Source organism: Paraburkholderia sp. CI2, assembly GCF_014201055.1.
Taxonomy (GTDB): Bacteria; Pseudomonadota; Gammaproteobacteria; order Burkholderiales; family Burkholderiaceae; genus Paraburkholderia; species Paraburkholderia tuberum.
This window is the reverse complement of sequence record NZ_JACHDL010000007.1, coordinates 245604-267086: the sequence shown is the minus strand read 5'-3', so window position 1 is coordinate 267086 and position 21483 is coordinate 245604. Positions and strand designations below refer to the sequence as shown.

General features: G+C 63.7%; 23 protein-coding genes, 1 tRNA gene and 1 riboswitch. Of the genes, 14 read left to right on the top strand and 10 right to left on the bottom strand.

The window, feature by feature from the left end; genetic code table 11:
• Positions 1-33: 33 nt before the first annotated feature.
• Positions 34-549, top strand: a complete 516-nt coding sequence (locus HDG32_RS13195; RefSeq protein ID WP_184067397.1) for a DUF3318 domain-containing protein — start codon at positions 34-36, stop codon at positions 547-549.
• A 78-nt stretch (positions 550-627) separates the two neighbouring features.
• Here HDG32_RS13195 and HDG32_RS13190 read toward each other — a convergent pair whose 3' ends face one another.
• The 7 genes from HDG32_RS13190 to glyA all read right to left on the bottom strand — a co-directional run bounded on the left by HDG32_RS13190 (position 628) and on the right by glyA (position 5443).
• Positions 628-1059, bottom strand: a complete 432-nt coding sequence (locus HDG32_RS13190; protein ID WP_184034346.1) for a type IV pilin protein — start codon at positions 1057-1059, stop codon at positions 628-630.
• Between the two features lie 22 nt (positions 1060-1081).
• Positions 1082-1552 (bottom strand): pilus assembly protein, encoded by a 471-nt coding sequence (locus tag HDG32_RS13185; protein WP_184067394.1) that lies wholly within the window; start codon positions 1550-1552, stop codon positions 1082-1084.
• Positions 1553-1680: 128 nt separating this feature from the next.
• On the bottom strand, positions 1681-2487 hold the full coding sequence (locus HDG32_RS13180; protein WP_184067391.1) for a PilW family protein: 807 nt from the start codon (positions 2485-2487) through the stop codon (positions 1681-1683).
• Entirely contained in the window at positions 2484-2933 is a 450-nt protein-coding gene (locus HDG32_RS13175) for a hypothetical protein (RefSeq protein WP_184067388.1), read from the bottom strand. Before HDG32_RS13175 ends, HDG32_RS13180 begins: the two co-directional genes overlap by 4 nt.
• Positions 2930-3496: a GspH/FimT family pseudopilin gene (locus HDG32_RS13170; protein ID WP_184067385.1), complete on the bottom strand. Its 567-nt coding sequence runs from the start codon at positions 3494-3496 to the stop codon at positions 2930-2932. The genes HDG32_RS13175 and HDG32_RS13170 overlap by 4 nt, the downstream gene beginning before the upstream one ends.
• 213 nt (positions 3497-3709) lie before the next feature.
• Positions 3710-4192 carry a transcriptional regulator NrdR gene (gene nrdR, locus HDG32_RS13165; RefSeq protein ID WP_008919734.1) on the bottom strand — a complete coding sequence of 161 codons (483 nt, stop codon included), beginning with the start codon at positions 4190-4192 and terminating at the stop codon, positions 3710-3712.
• Positions 4193-4195: 3 nt separating this feature from the next.
• A complete protein-coding gene (gene glyA / locus HDG32_RS13160; RefSeq protein WP_090803175.1) occupies positions 4196-5443 on the bottom strand; it encodes a serine hydroxymethyltransferase in 1248 nt (415 codons plus the stop codon).
• Between the two features lie 178 nt (positions 5444-5621).
• A riboswitch (ZMP/ZTP riboswitch) is annotated at positions 5622-5748 on the bottom strand.
• Positions 5749-5995: 247 nt separating this feature from the next.
• Here glyA and ydfG point away from each other — a divergent pair.
• The 10 genes from ydfG to HDG32_RS13110 all read left to right on the top strand — a co-directional run bounded on the left by ydfG (position 5996) and on the right by HDG32_RS13110 (position 14848).
• Positions 5996-6742 (top strand): bifunctional NADP-dependent 3-hydroxy acid dehydrogenase/3-hydroxypropionate dehydrogenase YdfG, encoded by a 747-nt coding sequence (ydfG, locus tag HDG32_RS13155; protein ID WP_184067382.1) that lies wholly within the window; start codon positions 5996-5998, stop codon positions 6740-6742.
• A gap of 205 nt (positions 6743-6947) precedes the next feature.
• A complete protein-coding gene (ybgC, locus tag HDG32_RS13150; RefSeq protein ID WP_184055415.1) occupies positions 6948-7412 on the top strand; it encodes a tol-pal system-associated acyl-CoA thioesterase in 465 nt (154 codons plus the stop codon).
• Between the two features lie 187 nt (positions 7413-7599).
• Positions 7600-8277, top strand: a complete 678-nt coding sequence (gene tolQ / locus HDG32_RS13145; RefSeq protein WP_090803171.1) for a protein TolQ — start codon at positions 7600-7602, stop codon at positions 8275-8277.
• A 10-nt stretch (positions 8278-8287) separates the two neighbouring features.
• Positions 8288-8734: a protein TolR gene (gene tolR / locus HDG32_RS13140; protein ID WP_026225609.1), complete on the top strand. Its 447-nt coding sequence runs from the start codon at positions 8288-8290 to the stop codon at positions 8732-8734.
• Complete coding sequence (gene tolA, locus HDG32_RS13135; RefSeq protein ID WP_184067379.1) at positions 8731-9777, top strand: cell envelope integrity protein TolA; 1047 nt, start codon at positions 8731-8733, stop codon at positions 9775-9777. Before tolR ends, tolA begins: the two co-directional genes overlap by 4 nt.
• Before the next feature lie 139 nt (positions 9778-9916).
• Positions 9917-11209 (top strand): Tol-Pal system beta propeller repeat protein TolB, encoded by a 1293-nt coding sequence (gene tolB / locus HDG32_RS13130; RefSeq protein WP_184067376.1) that lies wholly within the window; start codon positions 9917-9919, stop codon positions 11207-11209.
• 32 nt (positions 11210-11241) lie between these two features.
• Positions 11242-11748, top strand: a complete 507-nt coding sequence (gene pal, locus HDG32_RS13125; protein WP_184067373.1) for a peptidoglycan-associated lipoprotein Pal — start codon at positions 11242-11244, stop codon at positions 11746-11748.
• 20 nt (positions 11749-11768) lie between these two features.
• On the top strand, positions 11769-12518 hold the full coding sequence (gene ybgF / locus HDG32_RS13120; RefSeq protein WP_184034372.1) for a tol-pal system protein YbgF: 750 nt from the start codon (positions 11769-11771) through the stop codon (positions 12516-12518).
• Between the two features lie 183 nt (positions 12519-12701).
• A tRNA-Lys gene (locus HDG32_RS13115) sits at positions 12702-12777 on the top strand.
• Positions 12778-13105: 328 nt separating this feature from the next.
• A complete protein-coding gene (locus HDG32_RS13110; RefSeq protein ID WP_184067370.1) occupies positions 13106-14848 on the top strand; it encodes a hypothetical protein in 1743 nt (580 codons plus the stop codon).
• A 100-nt stretch (positions 14849-14948) separates the two neighbouring features.
• Here HDG32_RS13110 and HDG32_RS13105 read toward each other — a convergent pair whose 3' ends face one another.
• The 3 genes from HDG32_RS13105 to HDG32_RS13095 form a co-directional block, all read right to left on the bottom strand.
• Positions 14949-16331: a HAMP domain-containing sensor histidine kinase gene (locus tag HDG32_RS13105; RefSeq protein ID WP_184067367.1), complete on the bottom strand. Its 1383-nt coding sequence runs from the start codon at positions 16329-16331 to the stop codon at positions 14949-14951.
• On the bottom strand, positions 16309-17031 hold the full coding sequence (locus HDG32_RS13100) for a response regulator transcription factor (RefSeq protein WP_184067365.1): 723 nt from the start codon (positions 17029-17031) through the stop codon (positions 16309-16311). Before HDG32_RS13100 ends, HDG32_RS13105 begins: the two co-directional genes overlap by 23 nt.
• A 148-nt stretch (positions 17032-17179) precedes the next feature.
• A complete protein-coding gene (locus tag HDG32_RS13095) occupies positions 17180-17896 on the bottom strand; it encodes a phosphatase PAP2 family protein (protein WP_184067362.1) in 717 nt (238 codons plus the stop codon).
• Positions 17897-18205: 309 nt separating this feature from the next.
• Here HDG32_RS13095 and HDG32_RS13090 point away from each other — a divergent pair, with 309 nt between their 5' ends.
• From HDG32_RS13090 to HDG32_RS13080, 3 genes are read left to right on the top strand one after another with little or no spacing between them, the layout of a single operon-like run.
• Positions 18206-20377 (top strand): TonB-dependent receptor, encoded by a 2172-nt coding sequence (locus tag HDG32_RS13090; RefSeq protein ID WP_184067359.1) that lies wholly within the window; start codon positions 18206-18208, stop codon positions 20375-20377.
• A 14-nt stretch (positions 20378-20391) separates the two neighbouring features.
• Positions 20392-21081, top strand: coding sequence for a MotA/TolQ/ExbB proton channel family protein (locus HDG32_RS13085; protein ID WP_184067356.1), 690 nt, complete (start codon positions 20392-20394; stop codon positions 21079-21081).
• A 2-nt stretch (positions 21082-21083) separates the two neighbouring features.
• Positions 21084-21482: a biopolymer transporter ExbD gene (locus HDG32_RS13080; protein ID WP_090803146.1), complete on the top strand. Its 399-nt coding sequence runs from the start codon at positions 21084-21086 to the stop codon at positions 21480-21482.
• Position 21483 lies beyond the last annotated feature (1 nt).

The following is a 21483-nucleotide window of genomic DNA, read 5'->3' as shown; positions in this document are numbered from 1 at the left end:
CCATCGCCTCACCCTCACTGCCGCCGACACGCCATGAGCCCCTCCCGTCCTGATACCGCCTTTCGTAACAAGCGCCATCCGTCGAAGGATCTGAGCGCGCCGCATCTGCGGGCGCTGCGCAAGGAATTGCTGCTCGTGCGCGCGGACGTCGAGCGCGTCGAGCTTGCACAGGCCACCTTCGAACTGCGCCAGGCCGTCACGCATTTCAGCTGGCTCAGGTTCGTGATCCCCGGCTTCGGCGGCGTGCGCGTCGGTAAAGGGCCAAAGGCGAGCGTGCTCAACGCGGGCACGATCGGCGCGTTGCTCAAGCAGTACCCGTTCATCAGCTCGATCGCTTCGCTGTTGCTCGCCAAACCGCTGCGCGCGAGGGTCGTCGCGAGCGCGAAGCCCGTGCTCAAGTGGGGCAGCCTTGCGCTCGGCGCGTGGGAAGCGTTCCGGATCTGGCAACAGATGAAGAACGAGTCGGCGGCGGCGCGGGCGGCCGCGGCGGCTTCCGCTACGGCGCAGTCGCCGGCTGCGCAGGACGATTCGTTGCGAAGCGGCTATTGAGGTCGTGGCCGCTGCGAGTGGCAGCAATCTATCGGACCTCCCGCTCGCAAGGTTGCGTGTGTCGGACTTCAATCACCGCTAACTGGTATTCCAGCATTCGCTGCTCGTGGGCGTCGCGCCGCTCGCATCGTTTCTATTGCCTCGCTGACCCGTCGCATCCAGCGTGAACGTGCCGCACGGGTCGTCGCGCATCGGGCCCGCTTCCGCGGGCGCCGCTTCGATCGAATAGCCGCCGTTCGTGTCGTCCGCGGGCAGCACGCGCACTCGATACACCGGGGCGCCGAACTGCGGCGCCTGATCGATACCCGCTGGCAAGGCCGGCACGCCATCGCTCGCCGCGGCCTCGACGAATTGCGCAGCCCGATATAACGCCGACGCCGCATCGATGCGATGCGTGCGCGCAATGTGGCTGCGATACGAAGGGATCGCAAACGCGGCGAGCGTGGCGGCAATCGCGAGCGCGATCACGAGTTCGAGCAGCGTGAATGCGGATGTGTTCGGCCTTTTCATACGTGTCCAGTCGGTGCGTTCCTCAGAATGGTCTTGCTGCAACGCGCCGCCAATGACGTTCGATCGCGCCATCTTCTGTCACGACCTCCATCTGCAACCAGATCTGCGACTCGCTGCTCCGCCCGAAGCCGCGCGCGGTCAGCAGATAAGCGCTGGCGTTGGGTCGACTCGCGAGACGCCAAGGCTCGATCAGGCATTGCGGCGCGCGCGATGATCCCGGCCATTGCGCCACCGGCGTGATGGCGCCTGCGTCGAACGCGGTTTCAAGCCTCCATTGAGTCGGCTCGCCGGATGTGAGCGGTGCATCGGGCGCATCGCCACTTGCCGATAGCACGTTGCGCTCGCACCAGCTCAGCGCCGAATCCGCCGCGTGGAAAGCCTGCAGATAGTCGCGCACATTGGTCGCCGCGCGAGCGGCCGCGAGCGATGTTTCGAACCATATCGCGGACGTGGCGAGCATCATGGCCGAGATCAACAGCACGATGGCTAGCACGACGCCGCGTTGATGTGCCCGTCGGGCACCGCCCTGACAATTTCGCCTACCTAAGTGTTTCGCTGTTCCGCCTGGCCCGCCGCATATGTCGTACGCGCGGCCGCGTTGCGTTGCTGTGCCGCGATCCATCACGACGACACCTCCGCGCGATTCCGCAGCGCAACGCGGCGGGAAAACACCTGTCGAGGCCGCAGGTCGGTACCGAGTGTACTCACGCCATCGCAGTCGATGTACTTCGAACGCTGTCCTTGCGGCGCGCCGCGCACCAGCACGCAGACATCGACCGCAACGACGTTCGCCCATTGATCCGCCGCCACGGCCGACGCATTCACCGCATCCGCCGCGCCGTCCAGCCAGTAGCGCAACCGCACGCGCTCGACGCCTTCGATCAGCGGCTGCGCGGACCCCGCATTGCCGCTGCCCACGCAGTAAAGCTCCGGCTCGCCGGTCGAGCCGCTGACGTTGGCGAAGTAGCGATTCACCACCGGCGCGCCCTCATCGCCAAGGACCGCGTCGCTGCTTTTGACGGCCTGTCCGACACAGTCGGTGACCTGACCGCTCGACGATGGCCATGTCGATACGACGTCTGCGACGTAACGGATCGCGACGCCATCCGAGCCGGTGCTCAAGGTGGTGCAAGCGAGGCTGTCGTCGGCGCCGGTCGGGCGACCGCCCGAGCAGCCGAATAGCGCAGGCGCCGCGTTGTAGCCAATGACATTGGCAGGGACGAAGCCGGCCATCTGCAATTGCTGGCCGATCAGCATCAGCGCGGTCAAGCCCGCTTCGCGAATTCGGGTCGCGTTGCTCGCCTGCACGAACGCGTTGCGCTGCGCCGTGTAAAGGGACACGGCGCCCGCGATCACGAGCAACCCGAGCGCCATCGCGATCAGGAATTCGATTAGCGTATGACCGAGTGGGCAATGCGGCCGCTTCATTTCGCGAACGCCAACGCGACACACGACGATCCAGCCGGTGCATCGACGTCGCCGCAAGGCTCCGCCGGCTGGGCGCTCGCATCGCCCAAAGCGGGCCGGTCCCGCACGGACGCCCACGTCACGCGCGCCGCCGCGACCGCGCCGCTCTCGCCAATCGATGCGTCGCCGTGCGGCAGCAGAACGCTCGCCCAGGTGCGCCATTGATTGAGCGCGACATCGCCCGTGGAAGGCGTGCGCGTCGCTTCGGCAATCGAGTCGGCTATCCACGCGGCGCTCTCGCGCAGCGTCATCGCGCGCGCTTCGCGTGCGGTCCACACCTGAACCGCGATCAAACCCAGCGCGCTCACCGCGACCAACGCGACCGCCAGCATCACCTCGATCAACGAGCTGCCATTACATGTCGATGCGTGCACACGCAAACCGGTGTTGAATGCGGGCTGTCTCATGACGTCGCTCCGCACGCGCCCTCCGAGATCCGCGCGCGACCTCCTGCCGCGACACTGATGCAGCGCCGCCACGAGTTCCCCTGCATCGATTTCGATGGGCTTCGCGGTGCGATATCAAAACTTCGAAACGCGCCGATCAGTTGCCCAGCCGGCGGCGTGAACGTCATATCCGTCTGCACGCCGGCGATGCTCACCGCCGCGAGCGCCGGCTGCGCGCGCAACAACGACGGCTTGCCGCCACGTTCGGCGAATACGGCCCAGCCGCAGGCCCAGTCGGCGATGCCGCCGGCGCAGGCTTGGCCCGACGCGAGACAGACGCGCGCTGCATCGACGCGGCACACCGTGATGCGCGCACCGCGCCGCAGCGCCTCGCTGCGCGCGTAGGCGAACGTGGACAGCAGCGCCTTCGAGCGCGCGTCGACCTGATCGCGCATATGCCATGCGGCGAACGACGGCACCGCCATCACGGCCATCAGCATCACGAGCGCTATCACCGCCAGCGTTTCGACGAGTGTGAAACCGGCGCGCGATGGCCGGTAAATCCCCTTGAATTTCATCTGCATCCCTGAGCGTTACGAACGGATGCAGCCAATCTAGCGATTTGCGAGCGCGCCGACCATCGTCCGAATGGCCAGGTGGCATTCAGACGTTAGCGCGCGCAACAATGCACGTGACGATCGATCACGGAGGCGGGAGAAGCGATGCGTGAAAAAAAGCGCGAAATGCGCGAGGCGATGGACGCGAATGACCGCAGCTCAGCTGCGACACGCGTGCGCTCAGCGCTTGCGGGAAGGCTTGGGCGGGGAAGAGGCGCGGCGGAATTCCTCGATCACGTCCTCGAATTCGGAGACGTCTTCGAAGCGCCGGTACACGGAAGCGAAACGGACGTAAGCGATCGTGTCGAGCGCGCGCAACTCGTTCATCACGAGTTCGCCGAGGCGCTCGCTACGCACCTCGCGCTCGCCGCTGCCGAGCAGCTGATACTCGATACGGGCGACAGCCGCTTCGATCGCGTCCACCGCAACCGGGCGCTTGCGCAGCGCCAGTTGCATGCTCGCGACGATCTTGCGGCGATCGAATTCCGTGCGCGTACCGTCCTTCTTGACGACCGACGGCAACGCCAGTTCGACCCGCTCATACGTCGTGAAACGCTTGTCGCAGGCCGGGCAGCGGCGGCGCCGGCGGATCGTCGCGCCGTCTTCGGATACGCGCGAGTCGACGACTTGCGTATCGGCATGGCGGCAGAAGGGGCAATGCATGGTTTAGCCGTAAACCGGAAAGCGCTTGGTCAGATCGGCGACCTGAACCTTCACGCGCTCGATCGTCGCGGCATCTTCCGGGTTGTCCAGCACGTCGGCGATCAGGTTGCCGACCTGCTCGGCTTCCTTCACGCCGAAGCCGCGCGTGGTCATGGCCGGAGAACCGAGGCGGATACCCGAGGTCACGAACGGCTTTTCCGGATCATTCGGGATCGCGTTCTTGTTGACCGTGATGTGTGCCGCGCCGAGTGCCGCTTCCGCAGCCTTGCCGGTGATCTTCTTCGCGCGCAGGTCGACCAGCATCACGTGGCTTTCGGTGCGACCCGACACGATGCGCAGACCGCGCTTGACCAGCGTTTCAGCAAGCACACGCGCGTTCTCGACGACCTGCTGCTGATACGCCTTGAATTCCGGCGAAAGCGCTTCCTTGAACGCGACGGCCTTCGCGGCGATCACGTGCATCAACGGACCGCCCTGGATGCCCGGGAAAATCGCCGAGTTGATCGGCTTCTCGAACTCGGCCTTCATCAGGATCACGCCGCCGCGCGGGCCGCGCAGGCTCTTGTGCGTGGTGGTGGTGACGAAATCGGCGTGCGGCACCGGGTTCGGATAAACGCCCGCGGCGACGAGACCGGCGTAGTGCGCCATGTCGACCATGAAGTACGCGCCGACCGACTTCGCGATCTTCGACATGCGTTCGAAATCGATGCGCAGCGCGAACGCGGACGCGCCCGCTACGATCAGCTTCGGCTTGTGTTCTTGCGCGAGCTTCTCGGCGGCGTCGTAGTCGATGTCTTCGGCTTCGTTCAAGCCGTAGCTGACCACGTTGAACCACTTGCCCGACATGTTGACCGGCGAGCCGTGCGTGAGGTGGCCGCCGTGCGCGAGGCTCATGCCCATGATCGTGTCGCCCGGCTTGAGCATCGCGAAGAACACGCCCTGGTTCGCCTGCGAGCCCGAGTTCGGCTGCACGTTCGCGGCTTCGGCGCCGAACAGCTGCTTCACGCGGTCGATCGCCAGCTGCTCGGCAACGTCGACGTATTCACAGCCGCCGTAATAGCGCTTGCCCGGATACCCTTCGGCGTACTTGTTCGTGAGTTGCGAGCCTTGCGCGGCCATCACGGCCGGGCTCGTGTAGTTTTCCGACGCGATCAGTTCGATGTGCTCTTCCTGACGGCGGTTTTCCTGCTCGATGACCTTCCAGAGTTCAGGATCGACGTTGGCGATGGTGCTTTGGGCTCTGTCAAACATACGGGTTCCGTTGAGTGTTTTCAGGTTGACCGGATCGTGCGCCGAATCCTGCGTAGAGGGTACACAGCGGGGTACGCAGCGCTTTGGGCGGCGAGGCTTGCCCTGACGTGGCGAGTGGAGAGTCGCCGCACACGCGAGGCGAGCCAGCCACCGTCAGCGCAGATTAATGCGCGCGGTTCACGGCTGCCCAGGCGAACGGCAAAACGGCACCCTGCGCTTCACGGTGGGTTGTTCCACCTTGAACCCGATTGGTTGAATCGGCTGAGTCGGACGACTCGGTTCTATCGCCAGTCACGCAGGGTCGAGCGCGTTAGTGTATTGGAAGAGGCCCGAATAGGCAACCGACTTGCGGGTGCTCCGGCGGCCGCTGGCGGGGCCTCCGGACGGTTTGGCGGCCCCGCTGCGCAACCATCTGAGGAAAGCGCGCCGGTCGCGCCGCGCACCCGTTGCGCGCCGCCGCGGCAGCCGCCGATCCGGCTCGTGCATCCTTGCCGCAGCGTGCCATTGGAAGTAGGCTTTGGGCCTTTGTCTCTTACCGACCAGGGAACTGCAATGATCGTGTTTGTCACAGGAGCGTCGGCCGGATTCGGCGCCGCCATCGCCCGCTCGTTCGTCAAGGGCGGCCATCGTGTCGTCGCCACTGCACGCCGCAAGGACCGTCTGCAAGCACTCGCCGACGAGCTCGGCGACGCGCTGCTGCCGTACGAGCTCGACGTGCGCGATCGCGCCGCCGTCGAAGCCGTGCCCGCCTCGCTGCCGGCGGACTTCGCCGCGATCGACGTGCTCGTCAACAACGCCGGCCTCGCGCTCGGCACCGAGCCGGCTCACAAGGCAAGTCTCGATGAATGGAACACCATGATCGAGACCAATTGCACGGGCCTCGCGCAGGTCACGCATGCGCTGTTGCCCGGCATGGTCGAGCGCAATCGCGGGCATATCTTCAATCTGGGTTCGGTGGCGGGCCGCTGGCCGTACGCGGGCGGCAACGTCTACGGCGCGACCAAGGCGTTCGTGCGCCAGTTCAGCCTGAACCTGCGCGCCGACCTCGCCGGCACGGCGCTGCGCGTGACCGACATCGAGCCGGGTCTGTGCGGCGGCACCGAATTCTCGAACGTGCGATATCGCGGCGACGACGACAAGGCCGCCAAGGTCTACGAAAACGTGCAGCCGCTGACGGCCGAAGACATCGCCGATTCCATCTACTGGATCGCCACGCGCCCAGCCCACGTCAACATCAACACGATCGAGCTGATGCCGGTCGCGCAGTCGTTCGCCGGTCTGTCCGTGCATCGCAGCTGAGTTTGAAGGCGGGCGGCCGCGGCCGCCGCTACCGTTGGTCGCGCCGCCGCCCATCATCGTGCTGGCTTTCTTCTGCGGCACGTCGATAGCCCGCTCCGCCAGTCCCGGCCCGGCCCGGCCGGCAAAGCCGGCTCCCATCGCCGCCGACGCCCGCCACAAGCAACTCACATTTCGAAACAGACCCCGGGTTGTGCGTTCCGGTAGAATGCGCCGCATGAATATGTCGACCAGCCAGCCAGGCACGGAAATCGGCTATACGTGGCCGATCCGCGTGTACTACGAAGATACCGACGCCGGCGGCATCGTGTTTTACGCCAATTACCTGAAGTTTTTCGAACGCGCTCGCACCGAATGGCTGCGCGCGTGCGGCGTCGACCAGCACCGGCTTGCGGAAGAAAACGACGCGATTTTCATCGTGCGCAGTACCGCGGTCGATTACCGGGCTCCGGCCCGACTCGACGACATCGTGAAAATTATCAGCCGGATCGAGCGTCTTGGCCGAGCTTCGGTAGACTTCGTGCAGGAAGCATGGCGCGAAGGCACGCTGCTTGCCACCGGTTCGGTCCGGATTGGCTGTGTGGACCGCGCGACGCTGCGGCCAGCCGCGATCCCGCCGTCGGTTCTCGCCGCGCTGCGGCACGGGCCGGGCACTAGCGAGAGCGCTGACTGAACGACGGCGGCATGTCAACGGACGATCCCTGAGCCTCGTTGTTACGGGGCCAGTGAACTCATACCGGTCAGGTAACACAAAGCATGGTTCGGCTTCGATATCGCCGAAGCTTCCGTTTTGCCCACGGCAAGCTTGAAGCGGCCTTGCAGCCGGACGCCCCCTTTCCGGGACGTTAAAACGAACCTTTATGAACACTACACAAGATCTGTCGATCGTTTCACTCGTACTCAACGCGAGCCTGCTGGCCCAGGCCGTCATGGCTCTGCTGCTGTTGCTGTCGCTACTCTCCTGGACTTTCATCTTCCGCAAGTGGTTTGCGATTCGCCGGGCGCGCGCGCAAACTGAACGCTTCGAGCGTGATTTCTGGTCGGGCGGCGACCTGCAGGCGCTGTATCAGAGCGCCGCGAACAACCGTCACAGGATCGGCGCGCTCGAGCGGATTTTCGAGTCCGGCATGCGGGAATTCCTGAAGGGCAAAGAGAAGCGCCTGAACGATTCGGGCGCGATTCTCGACGGCGCCCGGCGCGCGATGCGCGCGGCGTTCCAACGCGAAATGGACGTTCTCGAAGCGAATCTGGCGTTCCTCGCGTCGGTCGGTTCGGTCAGCCCGTATATCGGTCTGTTCGGCACGGTGTGGGGGATCATGAATGCGTTCCGCGGCCTCGCCAACGTGCAGCAGGCCACGCTCGCGAACGTCGCGCCGGGCATCGCCGAGGCCCTGACCGCCACCGCGATCGGCCTGTTCGCCGCAATTCCGGCCGTGGTCGCCTACAACCGCTACGCGCACGACATCGACCGTCTGGCGATCCGTTTCGAAACCTTCATCGAAGAGTTCTCGAACATCCTGCAGCGCCAGGCACACTGAGGAGGCCATGATGGCAGGCTCCCGTTCCTCCAGCATGCGCGGCTCGCGCTCGCGTCGCGCAATGGCCGACATCAACGTCGTGCCGTACATCGACGTGATGCTCGTGCTGCTAGTGATCTTCATGGTCACGGCGCCGCTCGTCGCGCCGTCGATCGTCAATCTGCCGACCGTCGGCGGCGCGGCGCCCCAACAGCAGACGCCGCCCGTCATCGTCAACATCCGCGCGGACGGCAATATGAGCGTCAAGTACAAGGACGACTCCGGCACGCAGCAGCAGGAAGACATGACGAAGGCTGGCCTCAACGGTTTCATCGCCGATCGGGCACAATCGCACCCCGATCAGCCCGTCGTGATCGCCGCCGACAAAACCGTGAAATACGAAGTCGTGATGAACGTGATGTCCGAGCTGAAGGCTCGGGGCGTCAAGCGCGTCGGATTGCTCGTCAAATCGCAATGATCCGCAAGAACTCCGAATACCCGCTTCAGCCGCCGCGTGAACGCGGCACCGGGCGAGCTTTTCTGTTCGCGCTGGTGATGCATGCGCTGCTCGGATTCTTCCTGTATCGCGGCATCCAATGGCAGAACAGCACGCCCGAGGGCGAGCAGGCGGAACTGTGGACAGAGGTGCCGGATTCGGCGATTCCGCGTCCCGTCGTCACGCCGCCGCCCACGCCGGTCGCCCCTGCTCCGCCCGTGCGCGACGAACAGGCCGACATCGCGCTGCAGGAAAAGAAGCGCCAGCAGCAGGAAGCGGCTCGCGCGGCCCAACTGGCCGAACAGCAGCGCCAGTTGAAGCTGAAAGAGCAGCAGGAAGCGGAAGCGAAGCGGCAGCAACAGCTGGCGGCCGAACAGGCGGCCCAGCTCGCGGCGCAGAAGGCCGCGAAGCTCAAACAGCAGCAGGCGCAACAGCAGCAACAGCAGCAACAGCAGCAGGCCGAGAAGCTCAAGCAACAGCAGCTCGCCGAGCAGCAGAAGCAACAGCAACTGAAAGAACAGCAGGAGCAGCAGCAAAAGCAGGCTCAGGCAGAAGCGCAGAAGAAGGCTGAGGCGGAGAAAGCGGCGAAGGCCAAGGCGCAAGCCGATGCGGCCGCGCAGGCGAAAAAGCAGCTCGACAACGAACGTCGCGCGCGGCTTGCGCAGATGCAGGGTCTGGCCGGCGGCGTGGGCGGCAGCAGTTCGAGCAGCAACGGCCTGGGCAAGAGCGGAACGGGTAGCGGCTCGGGCGGCACGGCGGCATCGCCGGGTTACGCGGACAAGGTACGACGGCTGGTGCTTCAGCATGTGAACTGGGGCGGCGAAACGGAAGGTCTCGAGACCGTGATCGCCGTGCGTTGTTCGCCGGACGGCAATCAGCTGAGCGCAAACATTACTCGCAGCAGCGGCAACGCCGCGTGGGACGCCGCCGCGTTGCGGGCGGTGAAAGCCTCCGATCCGATGCCTCGGGACGTCAATGGCAAGACGCCGGACTACTTCACTATCACGCTGCGTCCGGCGGCTTGATGTGCAGGCTGACAGCCGACCGGCGGCCAACGCCGCGCCCCACCCGGCGCGGCGTTGCGCGGGAACGAAATAGCCGTTTTCCGGTCTGTCTGCTGTCTTCGAGTATTAAGTAAAACCGTTTTTGAGGAACCCATACAGCATGAGTTTGATGACCAAGCTAGGCCTGCGAACCCTCGTGGCAACGTGCCTGATCGCCGTCGGCGGCGCCGCCAACGCACAACTCAACGTCCTCGTGACGGGCGTCGGATCCACTCAGTTTCCGATCGCAACGGCGAATTTCGCCAATGAAGCGAACTCCCCGCAGCAGGTCAGCACGATCGTGCGTCAGGATCTGCAACGCAGCGGCAAATTCACGAATATCGACGCAGGCTCGACGCCGGTGTCCGAGACCGATTCCGTCGACCTCGGCGCATGGAAGGCGAAAGGCGCCAACGCGTTCGTCGCGGGCAGCGTGAACCGCCTGCCGAACGGCCAGTACGAAGTGCGCTTCAAGCTGTACGACACGGTCAAGGGCGAAAGCCTCGGCGGCCTCGTGCTGGTGAGCCCGGAAAGCGGTCTGCGCATGAGCGCGCACAAGGTCGCGGACTATATTTACGCCAAGCTGATGGGCAGTCGCGGCGTGTTCGCCACGCGCCTGTCGTATGTGATCAAGTCGGGCAACCGCTACCAGCTGCAGATCTCGGATTCGGACGGTCAGGACGCGCACATCGCGCTGTCGAGCCCCGAGCCGATCATCTCGCCGGCCTGGTCGCCCGACGGCACCAAGGTCGCTTACGTGTCGTTCGAGAAGAAGAAGCCGATCGTCTATATCCACGACCTGCCCACGGGCCGGCGCATCGTCGTATCGGACCAGAAGGGCAACAACAGTGCGCCGGCGTGGTCGCCGGATGGCCGCACGCTCGCCGTCGCGCTGTCGCGTACCGGCAATACGCAGATTTTCGCGGTCAACGCGGACGGCAGCGGTCTGCGTCGTCTGACGCAAGGCAGCTCGATCGACACCGAGCCGACCTACTCTCCTGACGGTCAGTGGATCTATTTCACGAGCGACCGCGGCGGCGCACCGCAGATCTACAAGATGCCGGCGCAAGGTGAAAGCGCGGGCGGCGCGCAACGCGTCACGTTTACGGGCAGCTACAACACCAGCCCGCGTGTGAGTCCTGACGGCAAGGAGCTTGCCTACATCTCGCGCGTCGGCGGTGCATTCAAGCTGTACATCCAGGACCTGCAAGGCGGATCCGCCACGGGCCTGACGGACACGACACATGACGAATCGCCGAGCTTCGCGGCGAACGGTCAGTACATTCTTTACGCCACTCAGGTGAACGGCCGTGGCGTGTTGGCCGCAGTATCGACCGACGGTCGCACTCGGCAGGTCCTGTCCGTTCAGGGGGGCAGCGTACGCGAGCCGTCCTGGGGCCCGTTTATGCAATAACGTTGATGCAATAACACAAGGAGAGTAATCAAATGATGTCCAAACTTCGTTTCGCATTCGCCGTCGTGATGGTCGGTGCACTGGCCGCATGTCACTCGGGCGTCAAGCTCGACGAAAACGCCAACAAGGGCGCAGGCTCGGCCCAACCGAACCCGACCGACGTCGCGACGGTCAACGTCGACCCGCTGAACGATCCGAACAGCCCGCTCGCGAAGCGCAGCATCTACTTCGACTTCGACAGCTACTCGGTGAAGGATGACTATCAACCGCTGCTGCAACAACACGCGCAATATCTGAAGAGCCACCCGCAGCGTCACGTGCTGATCCAGGGCAACACCGACGAGCGCGGCACCAGCGAATACAACCTCGCACTCGGCCAGAAGCGTGCTGAAGCCGTGCGTCGTTCGCTGTCGCTGATGGGCGTGTCGGATTCGCAAATGGAGGCCGTGAGCCTCGGCAAGGAAAAGCCGCTGGCAACGGGTCATGACGAAGCGTCGTGGGCACAGAACCGCCGCGCCGACCTCGCGTATCAACAGTAAGTCAACGGGTGGTGAGCCGAATGACGCATCGTTTCTCCTGGCTGCGGTTTGCCGCAGCGGCCTGCGTCGCAGGCACGGCCCTCACGGCCGTGCCCGCCCATGCGGGCATGTTCGACGACGATCAGGCCCGCCAGGCCATTCTCGATCTGCGCTCGAAGACCGATAGTCTGTCGAGCCAGCTATCGGCGGCGCAACGCACGATCCTCGATCAGTCCAACCGTCTCGACCAGCTCAACCAGCAGGTCGCGACGCTGCGCGGACAGAACGAGGACATGGCGAACCAGCTCACGACGCTGCAAAAGCAGCAGAAGGACTACTACACCGATCTCGACACGCGCCTGAAGAAATTCGAGCCGCAGCAACAGACGGTGGACGGCGTCCAGGGCGAGGTGCAGCCGGGTGAAACCGATGCGTTCAACGCGGCTTCGCAGCAATTCCGCAGCGGCGACTTCAAGAACGCGGCGGCATCGTTCCGCAGCTTCATCTCCAAATATCCGAACAGCCCCTATCAGCCGACCGCGCAATACTGGCTCGGCAACGCGCTGTATGCACTGCGCGACTACAAGGGTTCGACGACTGTCTGGCAAGGTGTCGTGAAGAACTATCCGCAGCATCCGCGTGCACCGGAAGCGCTGCTCGCGATCGCGAACAATCAGCTCGAACAAGGCCAGAAGGCCGCGGCGAAAAAGACGCTCGAGCAGATCGTAGCGCAATACGCCGGCTCGGACGTCGCGCAGTCGGCGCAGAACAAGCTGTCGCAGATCAAGTAGATCGTGGTGTTGGATTGATCACGTTTTGATGTAGTTGGCAGTAACGCGCAGTGTCCGAAGTGATAGCCACGCGCGCCTCTCGCTGGAAAGCCCGGGTAGTGATGCCCGGGCTTTTCATTTTGGGCGACGGTCTTGCCGAGTTGACAGGGCATTGGTGCGCCGATATAATTTCGCTTCTCTTTTGGGTCGTTAGCTCAGCTGGTAGAGCAGCGGACTTTTAATCCGTTGGTCACAGGTTCGAATCCCGTACGGCCTACCAAAAGATTCGAGGGCTGACATGCGAAAGCATGTCGGCCCTTTTCTTTTTCCTTTGCCCGCGTGTGCAAACAGGTACGCGCGCGGCAAACGAGCTGCCTCTTCCCGCCCGCCTCAACGTAGCCTTCCGTTCAGGCACTGCCCTCCGCCCTCCAACGCCGCCCAAAAAAACCAGGCATCCCGCAACGACATCGCGCCAACGCGCCAGCGCATTCTTATCTTTTTAGTAATTTTCGATTCATGTTTGTGCCACGGGTGGTTTGTAGCCTCGCGACTTGCAATACCGGCTGCAACTTTCAAAAAATTTCACCCACCCTACCCAAACACACAGAATGCAAACCACCCTGAAGGCGCTTCCGATCGCGGTTCTGATCTCCGCCATCTACGGCTGCGGCGGCAGCACCCAAAACCCGTCGAGCACGAGCGCGCCGCAAGGCACCACGAGCAGCACCCCGGCCACGACGACGACGCCCTCGACTTCCGCCAGCAACTACACGGCTGGCAACCTGCTGGTCTCGCGCACAGCCTATGACCCGGCGTTCGCTCTGAGCGGCACACTGCCTTATAACGCGACGCCCACGACCACCAATGCAGCCCCCGTGACCGCAGTCACGCCGGGCACCTTTCCGAATGTGTTCACCAACGACGCGAACGACGCCAACTTCGGCGTGACGTCGGAAGCGTATCTGGATCAGTGGGCACCGAACGCGACGAGCCCGTCGCAAACGCTGGACATCACCGCGCAGGCCGCGAAAAGCAGCGTGAATTTCGCCACCAGCTTCGCCTCGAAGTCGGAGCTCGCGCTGAACGTGTCGGTGGATCAGAAATCGCTGACCTTCACCGGCTACAACACGTCGATCGACCAGGCCGATATCTCGAACTCGAATACGCCGGGCGTGGTCGACACGACGAATACCGACGTCGCAACGCCGACCTACCGTACCGTCGCGCAGCTGAATTTCGCCGATAACAGCCTGTCGTTCACGAACACCAACGCATACGCCGGCAACAACAGCCGCGCGGCCGTGCTCGCCAACGGCATGTACTACATCGTCGGCAATGCCGGCAATTCGGGCAAGAATCCGAAGCCGACGACGGCCCAGCTCGACATGCTGACGATGAACACCGGCGTGCAAAGCATCGCTCCGGGCAGCCAATGCGCGTTCACGCAAGTGATCGGCGCATTCCAGTCCGGCACGGGCACCGGCACGTACGCGGTCGCACCGGCTGGAACGGCGTGCTCGCTGGCGTCGATGGGTTCGATCACGGGCGGTAGCTCGACGGGCGACCAGTTCGGATTCTCGATCGCGAGCCTGCCGACGACGCCCGCGACCGCCGCCGACAAAACCGGCAAGGACGTCAACCTGCGCGGCCTGTTCGTCGGCCCGGACGGCACGATGTATGTCTCCAAGGGCAGCGGCGGCAACGGCGTGAACACCGTGTACCAGGTCGGCGCGACCGCTGCGCTCGCCAATGGCGGCAAGTTGCCGCAAAACGCCGCGATGACGATCGTGCCTGGTTTCCCGACGACCCTCGCGACCAACCTGACGGCGCTCACGTCGCCTAGCCAGGTGACCGGCACGGTCTATCCGTTCGGGATGTGGATCCCCGCGTCGAATCCGTCGATCATGTTCGTCGCCGACGAAGGCGACGGCACGCCGGGCGACCAGGTGAGCGGCAGCGGCGGCCTGTGGGTCTATCAGAACCAGAACGGCACGTGGATGCCGCTCGCCAACCTGACGACCGGCCTGAACCTCGGCACGGCCTACACGGTGACGGACACGACCGGCGCGTACGGTACGCAGGGCGCGAGCTATACGACGACGCCTGACGGCTTGCGCAACATCACGGGCCAGGTCAACAGCGACGGTTCGTTCACGATCTACGCGGTGACCTCGACGATCGGCAACAGCCTCGGCGCCGCGTTCGATGCGGGCGCCGACTCGAACCAGCTCGTCAAGATCACCGTGAGCATCAACGGTTCGACGGCGACCTCGACGCAGGGTTTCACCGTGATGCAGACCGCGCCGTATGGCCAGGCGCTGCGCGGCGTCGCACTCGTGCCGAAGTCCTGAGCGGGTTAGTAGATTCAAAAGAAACGACCTGCCATCCGGCAGGTCGTTTTTTCTTGCACGCTCCAACGTAAAATCCGTCGCGAGCAATCGCCGTCTCGCCTCAACGCGCCGGCAGTCCCGCATTGAACCGCAACACGATCCTGCAGCCTGGCGTGTTGTCTTGAATCTCCACGACTGCCTCGTGCACCCGCGCGATCGCGGCCACGAGACTCAAGCCGACGCCATGCCCCGAAGTCGCCGCCTCCTGCCCGTTTCTGCTGCGATAGAACGGACGCAGGACTGCGTCGCGCTCACCTGCCTCGATACCGGGTCCAGTATCCGCGACCTGCACGACGGGCCTTCCCGCTTCAAGCGTTGCTTGCAGCGTCACCGCGCCGCCACCGGGCGTAAACTTCAGCGCGTTATCGAGCAGATTCTCGATAGCGCCGAACAGCAGATCCACGTCGCCGCGCGCGAAAACTGGTTCGGACGCAAGCACCGCGACCGACAAACGACGGTTCTCCGCGACCGGCTCGTACAACTCCGCGACGTCGCGCAGGATGGTGTCCAGCGACACCTCGCAGAAGCTCGCGCGTCTGACATCCGCTTCGACCTCCGCGATCCTCAATAGCGCGGTGAAACGGTTCAGCACGACGTCCGATTGCGCGATCGCGGTGTCGACGGCGCTCGTGTAGTCGTCGACGGTATGCGAGCGCCGCCGCGTGCGTTCGAGGCCCGCGCGCAGATGCGTCATCGGCGTGCGCAGATCGTGCGCGATGCCCGCGCACACGCCGCGCACTTCGGCCACCAGCCGCTCGATTTCATCGAGCATCAGGTTGACGATTTCCGCCAGACGATCGAGATCGTGATGCGTGCCGCGATTCGACAGACGCCGACTCAACTGGCCCGCCATGATCTCGCGCGCCGTCAGACTCATCGAGCGGATACGTCGGTTCGACATCGCGTGAAGCGCGGCGCCGCAGCCCACGGCAAGCAGAATCGTCAGCATGAGCCCGAGGCACAGGATCTTCACGAGCGTATGGTCGAAATGAATGATCTCGTCGATCGAGTGACCGACGACCACCCGCAGACCGCTACGCGTCGGCACGACGATGCCGCGAAAATGACTGGCCAGCGACGGCGGCCCGTCGTTCATTGCTTGCGTGTAGTAGAACGGCCGGCGCTCGCGCTCGGCCGGCAACGCACGGATATTGCCGGCGAGCCAGCGGCCTTCTTCGTCGAACACGCCATAGGGCCGGCTGCTCGCGATGTCGCGCCGGCTCAGCGCCGCGATATTGGCGATCGCCTCGGCGCGGCCGATCGAGCTGAACTCGGCCACTTCTCCGCGCAGCCGTTCATCGACCTCGTGCAGCAGATACGTGTGCATCATCCAGAAGAGCATCGCGAACAGCACGACCGCGCAACTGATGAACACCATCAGCAGCCAGGTGACGTTGTTGGCCGGCAGGCGCGGCCAGCGCCTATTCGCTGGCACGGAGGACATAGCCGACATTTCGAACCGTGTGGATCATCAGCGAAAACCGTCCGTTCATACTGATCTTGCGGCGCAGGTGACCGATATGCATGTCGATCACGTTGGTCTGCGCATTGAAGTGGTAATTCCAGACTGACTCGAACAGCATCGCGCGCGTCACCGGCTGCTCCGTATGCAGCATCAGGTATTTGAGCAACTGGTACTCGCGGGGCTTCAACTCGATCGACTCGCCCGCCCGGCTGACCTGGCGCGTGCCAATATCGAGCACGAGATCGCCGACGCTCAGCATGAGCGGCTGCTCCGTGGAAGAGCGGCGGCGCAGCAGCGCATTGAGGCGCGCGGTCAATTCCAGACTGTCGAACGGTTTGGTCAGGTAATCGTCGCCGCCGGTGCGCAGGCCGCGCACGCGTTCGTCGACCGCTGACAGCGCGCTCAATATCAGCACCGGCGTCTCTTTGCCGACGTTGCGCAACGTGGACAGAATCGACAAGCCATCCACGTCGGGCAGCATCCGGTCGAGCACGACGGCGTCGAAATCGCCGTTGAGCGCGCGCAGCAGGCCGGCATGGCCGCTCGGCACGCTTTCCACGGCGAATTCGTAGTCCTCGAGCGCAGTGGAGACTTCGAGCCTCACACGCTCGTCATCTTCGACGACGAGAATGCGGGGTCTGCGCCCCGCGGGGTAGTTGATCGCTGCTCTGTTTTTCAAGAGGACGTCGTTTCCTGTGGTCGTGCGTCGCCGCATGAACGGCGACGTCAATAGCGGGGGCCGCCTATGCGGGCGCGGAGTATGACATGGCCATGTTGCTGCTTCATGACGCGTCCCGGGCGGAGCCGAAAACCGTTCACACGTGCAACTAGTCGAGCTTCAGTGCCGCGCGCACTTCCGCCTTCGCATCGGCAAAGTCGCGCTGAAAATCCGGATTGGCCATCAGCGCCGCTGCGACGAGCGTTCCGTCGATGCGACCCGCTTCGACATCGCTCGGATAGTGGACGCCGTCGACGACGCGGTTCTTGCCGAATTCGCGCCCACGCGCGAATAGCGCATCGCGCTTTTCGGGGACCATCTGCGCGAGCAGGATCGCGCACAGATAGCCGAAGGTCGCGTGACCGCTCGGGTACGAGTTGTAGTCGTCGCCGGGCCGCTTCGGCACGATCGGTTGCACGTCGCGGCTCGCGATGAAGGGCCGCGCGCGGCTAAAGAAATGCTTGCCGCCTTTTGCGACCCGCTCGGCATCGTGATCGACGGCTTCGAACAGCGCAGCGGTTTTCGGCAGACCGGCTTCGTTGAAGTCCGGTCCGAGCACATCCGCGAAACGGAACACGGACTTGGTCGCGTCCGCCTTCGCGCGCGCCACCTGCTCCGGCGTGCGGCTGCGCTGCGCGTTCAGCACGGCATCGAGATCGGCTTGCTGACGCTCGGAGCCATCGGCGGCAGGTGGCGCGAGCAGCACGCCAAGCGGAATTTGACGGGCGTCGAGATAGCTTGCCTGCGCGGACGGTGCGGCGTAACTCGCCGCACTTGCAGCGACGAAGAGGGAAGCCGCGAGCGGCAAGGAGGTAAAGCGTTTCATCGTGTACGAGAAATGAAGAGAGATTGCAACGAAGTGGCACGGCGCTATCGCCGCCAGGAGAAAAGGCGTGATTCACCGCCTGAACGGTGCTGCCGATGCTAGTGCGCACGTATGAATGCGCGGTGTCCACAAACTTACAAACCTGAGCGCGTCGCGTAGCGTTAGTGCGAATCGCGCTGTTGTGGGGCATCCGTAATAGCAACATTAGATTCGTAAGATACCGATCACTTCGCATTAACGGACGGTTGATAGCATCCCGCCTCGTTCGACTCCCAGTTCATCGCCCCACTCGCGAAAGGATGCTGCACCATGCAACGGGTTAGTTTTCCCCTTAGAAAGAAGCCGCTGACGCAATTCGTTCTTGCCACACTGTGCGCGACCGGCGCACAGATCTCGCATGCCCAGACCTCGGGCGATCTCGGCTCCGTGCAAAGCACGGCCGTCTCATCATCGAACAGCGGCACGGCCACCAGCACCAACGTGCAGTCGGCACCGGCACAGGCGCCGTCGCAAGGCTCGCTCACCGCAAGCCAACCGCAGTCGGTGATCAGCCGGCACTACATCGAAAACAGTACCGCTCCGACCGCGAACTACAGCGAGATCGTGCAGATCGCGCCGAGCGTGTCGAATGTTTCTCCGAACGGCTCCGGCCTGATGGAATCGCAGAGCCTGTCCATTCGCGGCTTTCAGGACGGTCAGTACAACGTGACATTCGACGGCATCCCGTTTGGCGATACCAACGACTTCACCCATCATTCGACGTCGTTTTTCTCGAACCGGGTGCTCGGCAATATCGTCGTCGACCGCGGTCCCGGCGACGCTTCGCAGATCGGCTTCGCCACCTTCGGCGGAACGATCAGCCTGCAGTCGAGGGATCCGTCGGCATCGCCGGCATTCTCGGTGCTCGGCTCGTACGGCAGCTTCGACACATGGCAGGCCGGCGCCGAGTTCAATACCGGCTATCTGCAGCAATGGGGCGATGCGCGCGCAATGGTCGGCTATGCGCAGAGCAGCAGCGACGGTTATCTGACCAACGCGGACCAGCGCCGTCAGAACGTCTACTTCAAGCTCGACAAGCCGATCGGCGACAACACGCTGCTCACGCTGTTCGCGACTTACAACAACATCCACCAGAACGTGCCGCTCGGCGCGACGGCCGCGCAGATCCAGCAGTTCGGTCCCAACTTCGGTCTTAGCGCCGACCCGACGAGTCAGGCCTATGCCGGCTACAACTTCGACAAGATCAACACGGACTTCGAATACATCGGCGTGAAAACGAAGGTCGCCGAGTGGGTGATCGACAACAAGCTCTATACGTACGGTTACTACCACAACGGCTTCAACGGTCTGGACCCGAACGGTGAAACGCCAAACGGCACGATCTTCGGCCCGAACAACGTGCCGGGCCAGGAAATGAACAACAACTACCGCGCGTTTGGCGACGTCCTCGCGCTCGAGCGGCAGCTCGGTCCCGGCAAGCTGCAGACCGGCATGTGGATCGCGCACCAGTCCAACTTCCGCGACAACTTCAATGTCGATTCGTCGCTGAACTTCGCGTTCATCTCGCAGAACTTTACGATGAACGACACGATGCTGACGTTTCAGCCGTATCTGCAATACGCCTGGCAACTGCAGAACGGTTTGACGATTACGCCGGGACTCAAGTACGTGTCGTTCAACCGCAGCATCGATACGCCGATGAACCAGAAGACCGGTGAGCCGCTCGATTTCAGCCACACGTGGGACAAGGTGCTGCCGTCGTTGACGCTGCACCAGCAGATCACCCCGCAATGGAGCGCGTATGCGCAGTACGCGCAGGGCTTTCTCGCGCCGAACCTGAACGTGTTCTATGTCAACGATCCGACCGTCTCGGGACAACCCGATCCGGAACAGACCGACAACTACCAGATCGGCACGACGTACAAAACGGGGCGTCTGACCGTCGCCGCCGATCTGTACTACATCAACTTCCGCAACGCGGTGACGAGCCGCACGGTCGGCAACAACGTGATCTTCTCGAATGCGGGTGGTGCGACCTACAAGGGCGTCGAAACCGAAGCGACCTTGTCGGTCGGCGACGGCTTCAGCCTGTACGGCAATCTGACCTTCAATTCGGCCAAACAGAAGAGCACCAATACGTGGATGCCCAACGCGCCGCAATCGACGGCCGCCGCCGGCGTGCTCTACGAACGCGGGCCGCTCAACGGTTCGTTGCTGATGAAGTTCGTCGGCCATCAGTATGGCGATACCGGCAACACCCAGCCGATCGGCGGCTATGCGATCACCAACTTCGCCAGCTCGTACACGTTTGCCCGACTCGCACCGTGGACGCATAACACGCGCCTCGGCTTCCAGATCGACAACCTTTTCAACCGCACCAGCATCAATGCGCTGGCCGGCTACACCGTCGCGGACAACACACCGCTTTACTGGACCATCCCGGGCCGCGCGTTCGTCGCGACGCTGTCCACCGATTTCTGAACGGAGCTTCTTTCATGACTGTCGATAACCTGCTGCACCTCGCGAACAATTCCGGTGGCGTGTTGTATGTGATTGCCGCCATGCTGTTCGTTGCCCTGACGATCATCATCGAGCGCTCGTGGTTCCTGCAGCGCGCATCGAGCGGCAGCCGCGCGGTGCTCGACCAGATCGACCGCCTCGAACAACTGAACGCCGCCTCGCTGACGGCATGCGCCGAACAGTTTCAGGCGCTGCCGATGGCGAGCCTGCTGAAGGTCGCCGGCCGGCTTGCCGGTCAGACGTCGCGCGATGAGCTCGATGCGTGTCTCGACGAAGCGATCATGCGCGAAGCACCGAACATCGACCGCTTCCTGTGGGTGCTCGACACGATCGTCACGCTCGCGCCGTTGCTCGGTCTGTTCGGCACGATCGTCGGTATGTTCAACGCGTTCCAGGTGCTGTCGAATCCGGGCAACGCACCGACCCAGGTCACGGGCGGCGTGGCCGAGGCACTCATCGCTACGGCGTCGGGTCTGTTCGTCGCGATGATCGGCCTCGTGTTCTTCAACGGCCTGCACAACCGCGTAAGAGGCGTCGTCCATCAGCTCGAAACCGTGAAGGCGGCGCTCGTGAACCGGCTTGCGGCCAGAACGCATGAGTCGCTCAAGCCGGTGCATGAAGTGCCGCGCCCGGTGGTCGGCAAATTCGCCTCGCAGGGAGTCTGACGATGAAGTATTTCGAGGCGCGAAAGGCGCGCATCGAGATCATCCCGATGATCGACATCATGTTCTTCCTACTGGTGTTCTTCATCATGATCACGCTGCACATGATCCCGAACGCGGGGCTGCGCTCGCAGCTGCCGTCGAGCGCCACGGCGCAAGCGCTGCCGCCGCCGCAGGTCACGGTAACGCTCGCGACCGACGGCAGTCTGTCGGTCGACGGCCGCACGCTGAGCCTTGCGCAATTGACCACCCTGCTCGCCGCCCGCACGGACGTCGCGCATACGGTCGTGACGATTGCCGGCTCGAAGCAGGCGCAGATCCAGCACCTCGTCTCGGTGATGGACGCGTGCCGCGCCGCGGGTGTATCGCAAATCGCGCTCGCCGCGCAGCCCGTGGCGAACTGAT

Excerpts from the sequence above, each read along its gene's own strand:
- HDG32_RS13195 (WP_184067397.1), top strand. The coding sequence starts at position 34 with ATGAGCCCCTCCCGTCCTGATACCGCCTTTCGTAACAAGCGCCATCCG.
- HDG32_RS13190 (WP_184034346.1), bottom strand. The coding sequence starts at position 1,059 with ATGAAAAGGCCGAACACATCCGCATTCACGCTGCTCGAACTCGTGATC.
- HDG32_RS13180 (WP_184067391.1), bottom strand. The coding sequence starts at position 2,487 with ATGAAGCGGCCGCATTGCCCACTCGGTCATACGCTAATCGAATTCCTG.
- HDG32_RS13175 (WP_184067388.1), bottom strand. The coding sequence starts at position 2,933 with ATGAGACAGCCCGCATTCAACACCGGTTTGCGTGTGCACGCATCGACA.
- HDG32_RS13170 (WP_184067385.1), bottom strand. The coding sequence starts at position 3,496 with ATGCAGATGAAATTCAAGGGGATTTACCGGCCATCGCGCGCCGGTTTC.
- nrdR (WP_008919734.1), bottom strand. The coding sequence starts at position 4,192 with ATGCATTGCCCCTTCTGCCGCCATGCCGATACGCAAGTCGTCGACTCG.
- glyA (WP_090803175.1), bottom strand. The coding sequence starts at position 5,443 with ATGTTTGACAGAGCCCAAAGCACCATCGCCAACGTCGATCCTGAACTC.
- ydfG (WP_184067382.1), top strand. The coding sequence starts at position 5,996 with ATGATCGTGTTTGTCACAGGAGCGTCGGCCGGATTCGGCGCCGCCATC.
- ybgC (WP_184055415.1), top strand. The coding sequence starts at position 6,948 with ATGCGCCGCATGAATATGTCGACCAGCCAGCCAGGCACGGAAATCGGC.
- tolQ (WP_090803171.1), top strand. The coding sequence starts at position 7,600 with ATGAACACTACACAAGATCTGTCGATCGTTTCACTCGTACTCAACGCG.
- tolR (WP_026225609.1), top strand. The coding sequence starts at position 8,288 with ATGGCAGGCTCCCGTTCCTCCAGCATGCGCGGCTCGCGCTCGCGTCGC.
- tolA (WP_184067379.1), top strand. The coding sequence starts at position 8,731 with ATGATCCGCAAGAACTCCGAATACCCGCTTCAGCCGCCGCGTGAACGC.
- tolB (WP_184067376.1), top strand. The coding sequence starts at position 9,917 with ATGAGTTTGATGACCAAGCTAGGCCTGCGAACCCTCGTGGCAACGTGC.
- pal (WP_184067373.1), top strand. The coding sequence starts at position 11,242 with ATGATGTCCAAACTTCGTTTCGCATTCGCCGTCGTGATGGTCGGTGCA.
- ybgF (WP_184034372.1), top strand. The coding sequence starts at position 11,769 with ATGACGCATCGTTTCTCCTGGCTGCGGTTTGCCGCAGCGGCCTGCGTC.
- HDG32_RS13110 (WP_184067370.1), top strand. The coding sequence starts at position 13,106 with ATGCAAACCACCCTGAAGGCGCTTCCGATCGCGGTTCTGATCTCCGCC.
- HDG32_RS13105 (WP_184067367.1), bottom strand. The coding sequence starts at position 16,331 with ATGTCCTCCGTGCCAGCGAATAGGCGCTGGCCGCGCCTGCCGGCCAAC.
- HDG32_RS13095 (WP_184067362.1), bottom strand. The coding sequence starts at position 17,896 with ATGAAACGCTTTACCTCCTTGCCGCTCGCGGCTTCCCTCTTCGTCGCT.
- HDG32_RS13090 (WP_184067359.1), top strand. The coding sequence starts at position 18,206 with ATGCAACGGGTTAGTTTTCCCCTTAGAAAGAAGCCGCTGACGCAATTC.
- HDG32_RS13085 (WP_184067356.1), top strand. The coding sequence starts at position 20,392 with ATGACTGTCGATAACCTGCTGCACCTCGCGAACAATTCCGGTGGCGTG.
- HDG32_RS13080 (WP_090803146.1), top strand. The coding sequence starts at position 21,084 with ATGAAGTATTTCGAGGCGCGAAAGGCGCGCATCGAGATCATCCCGATG.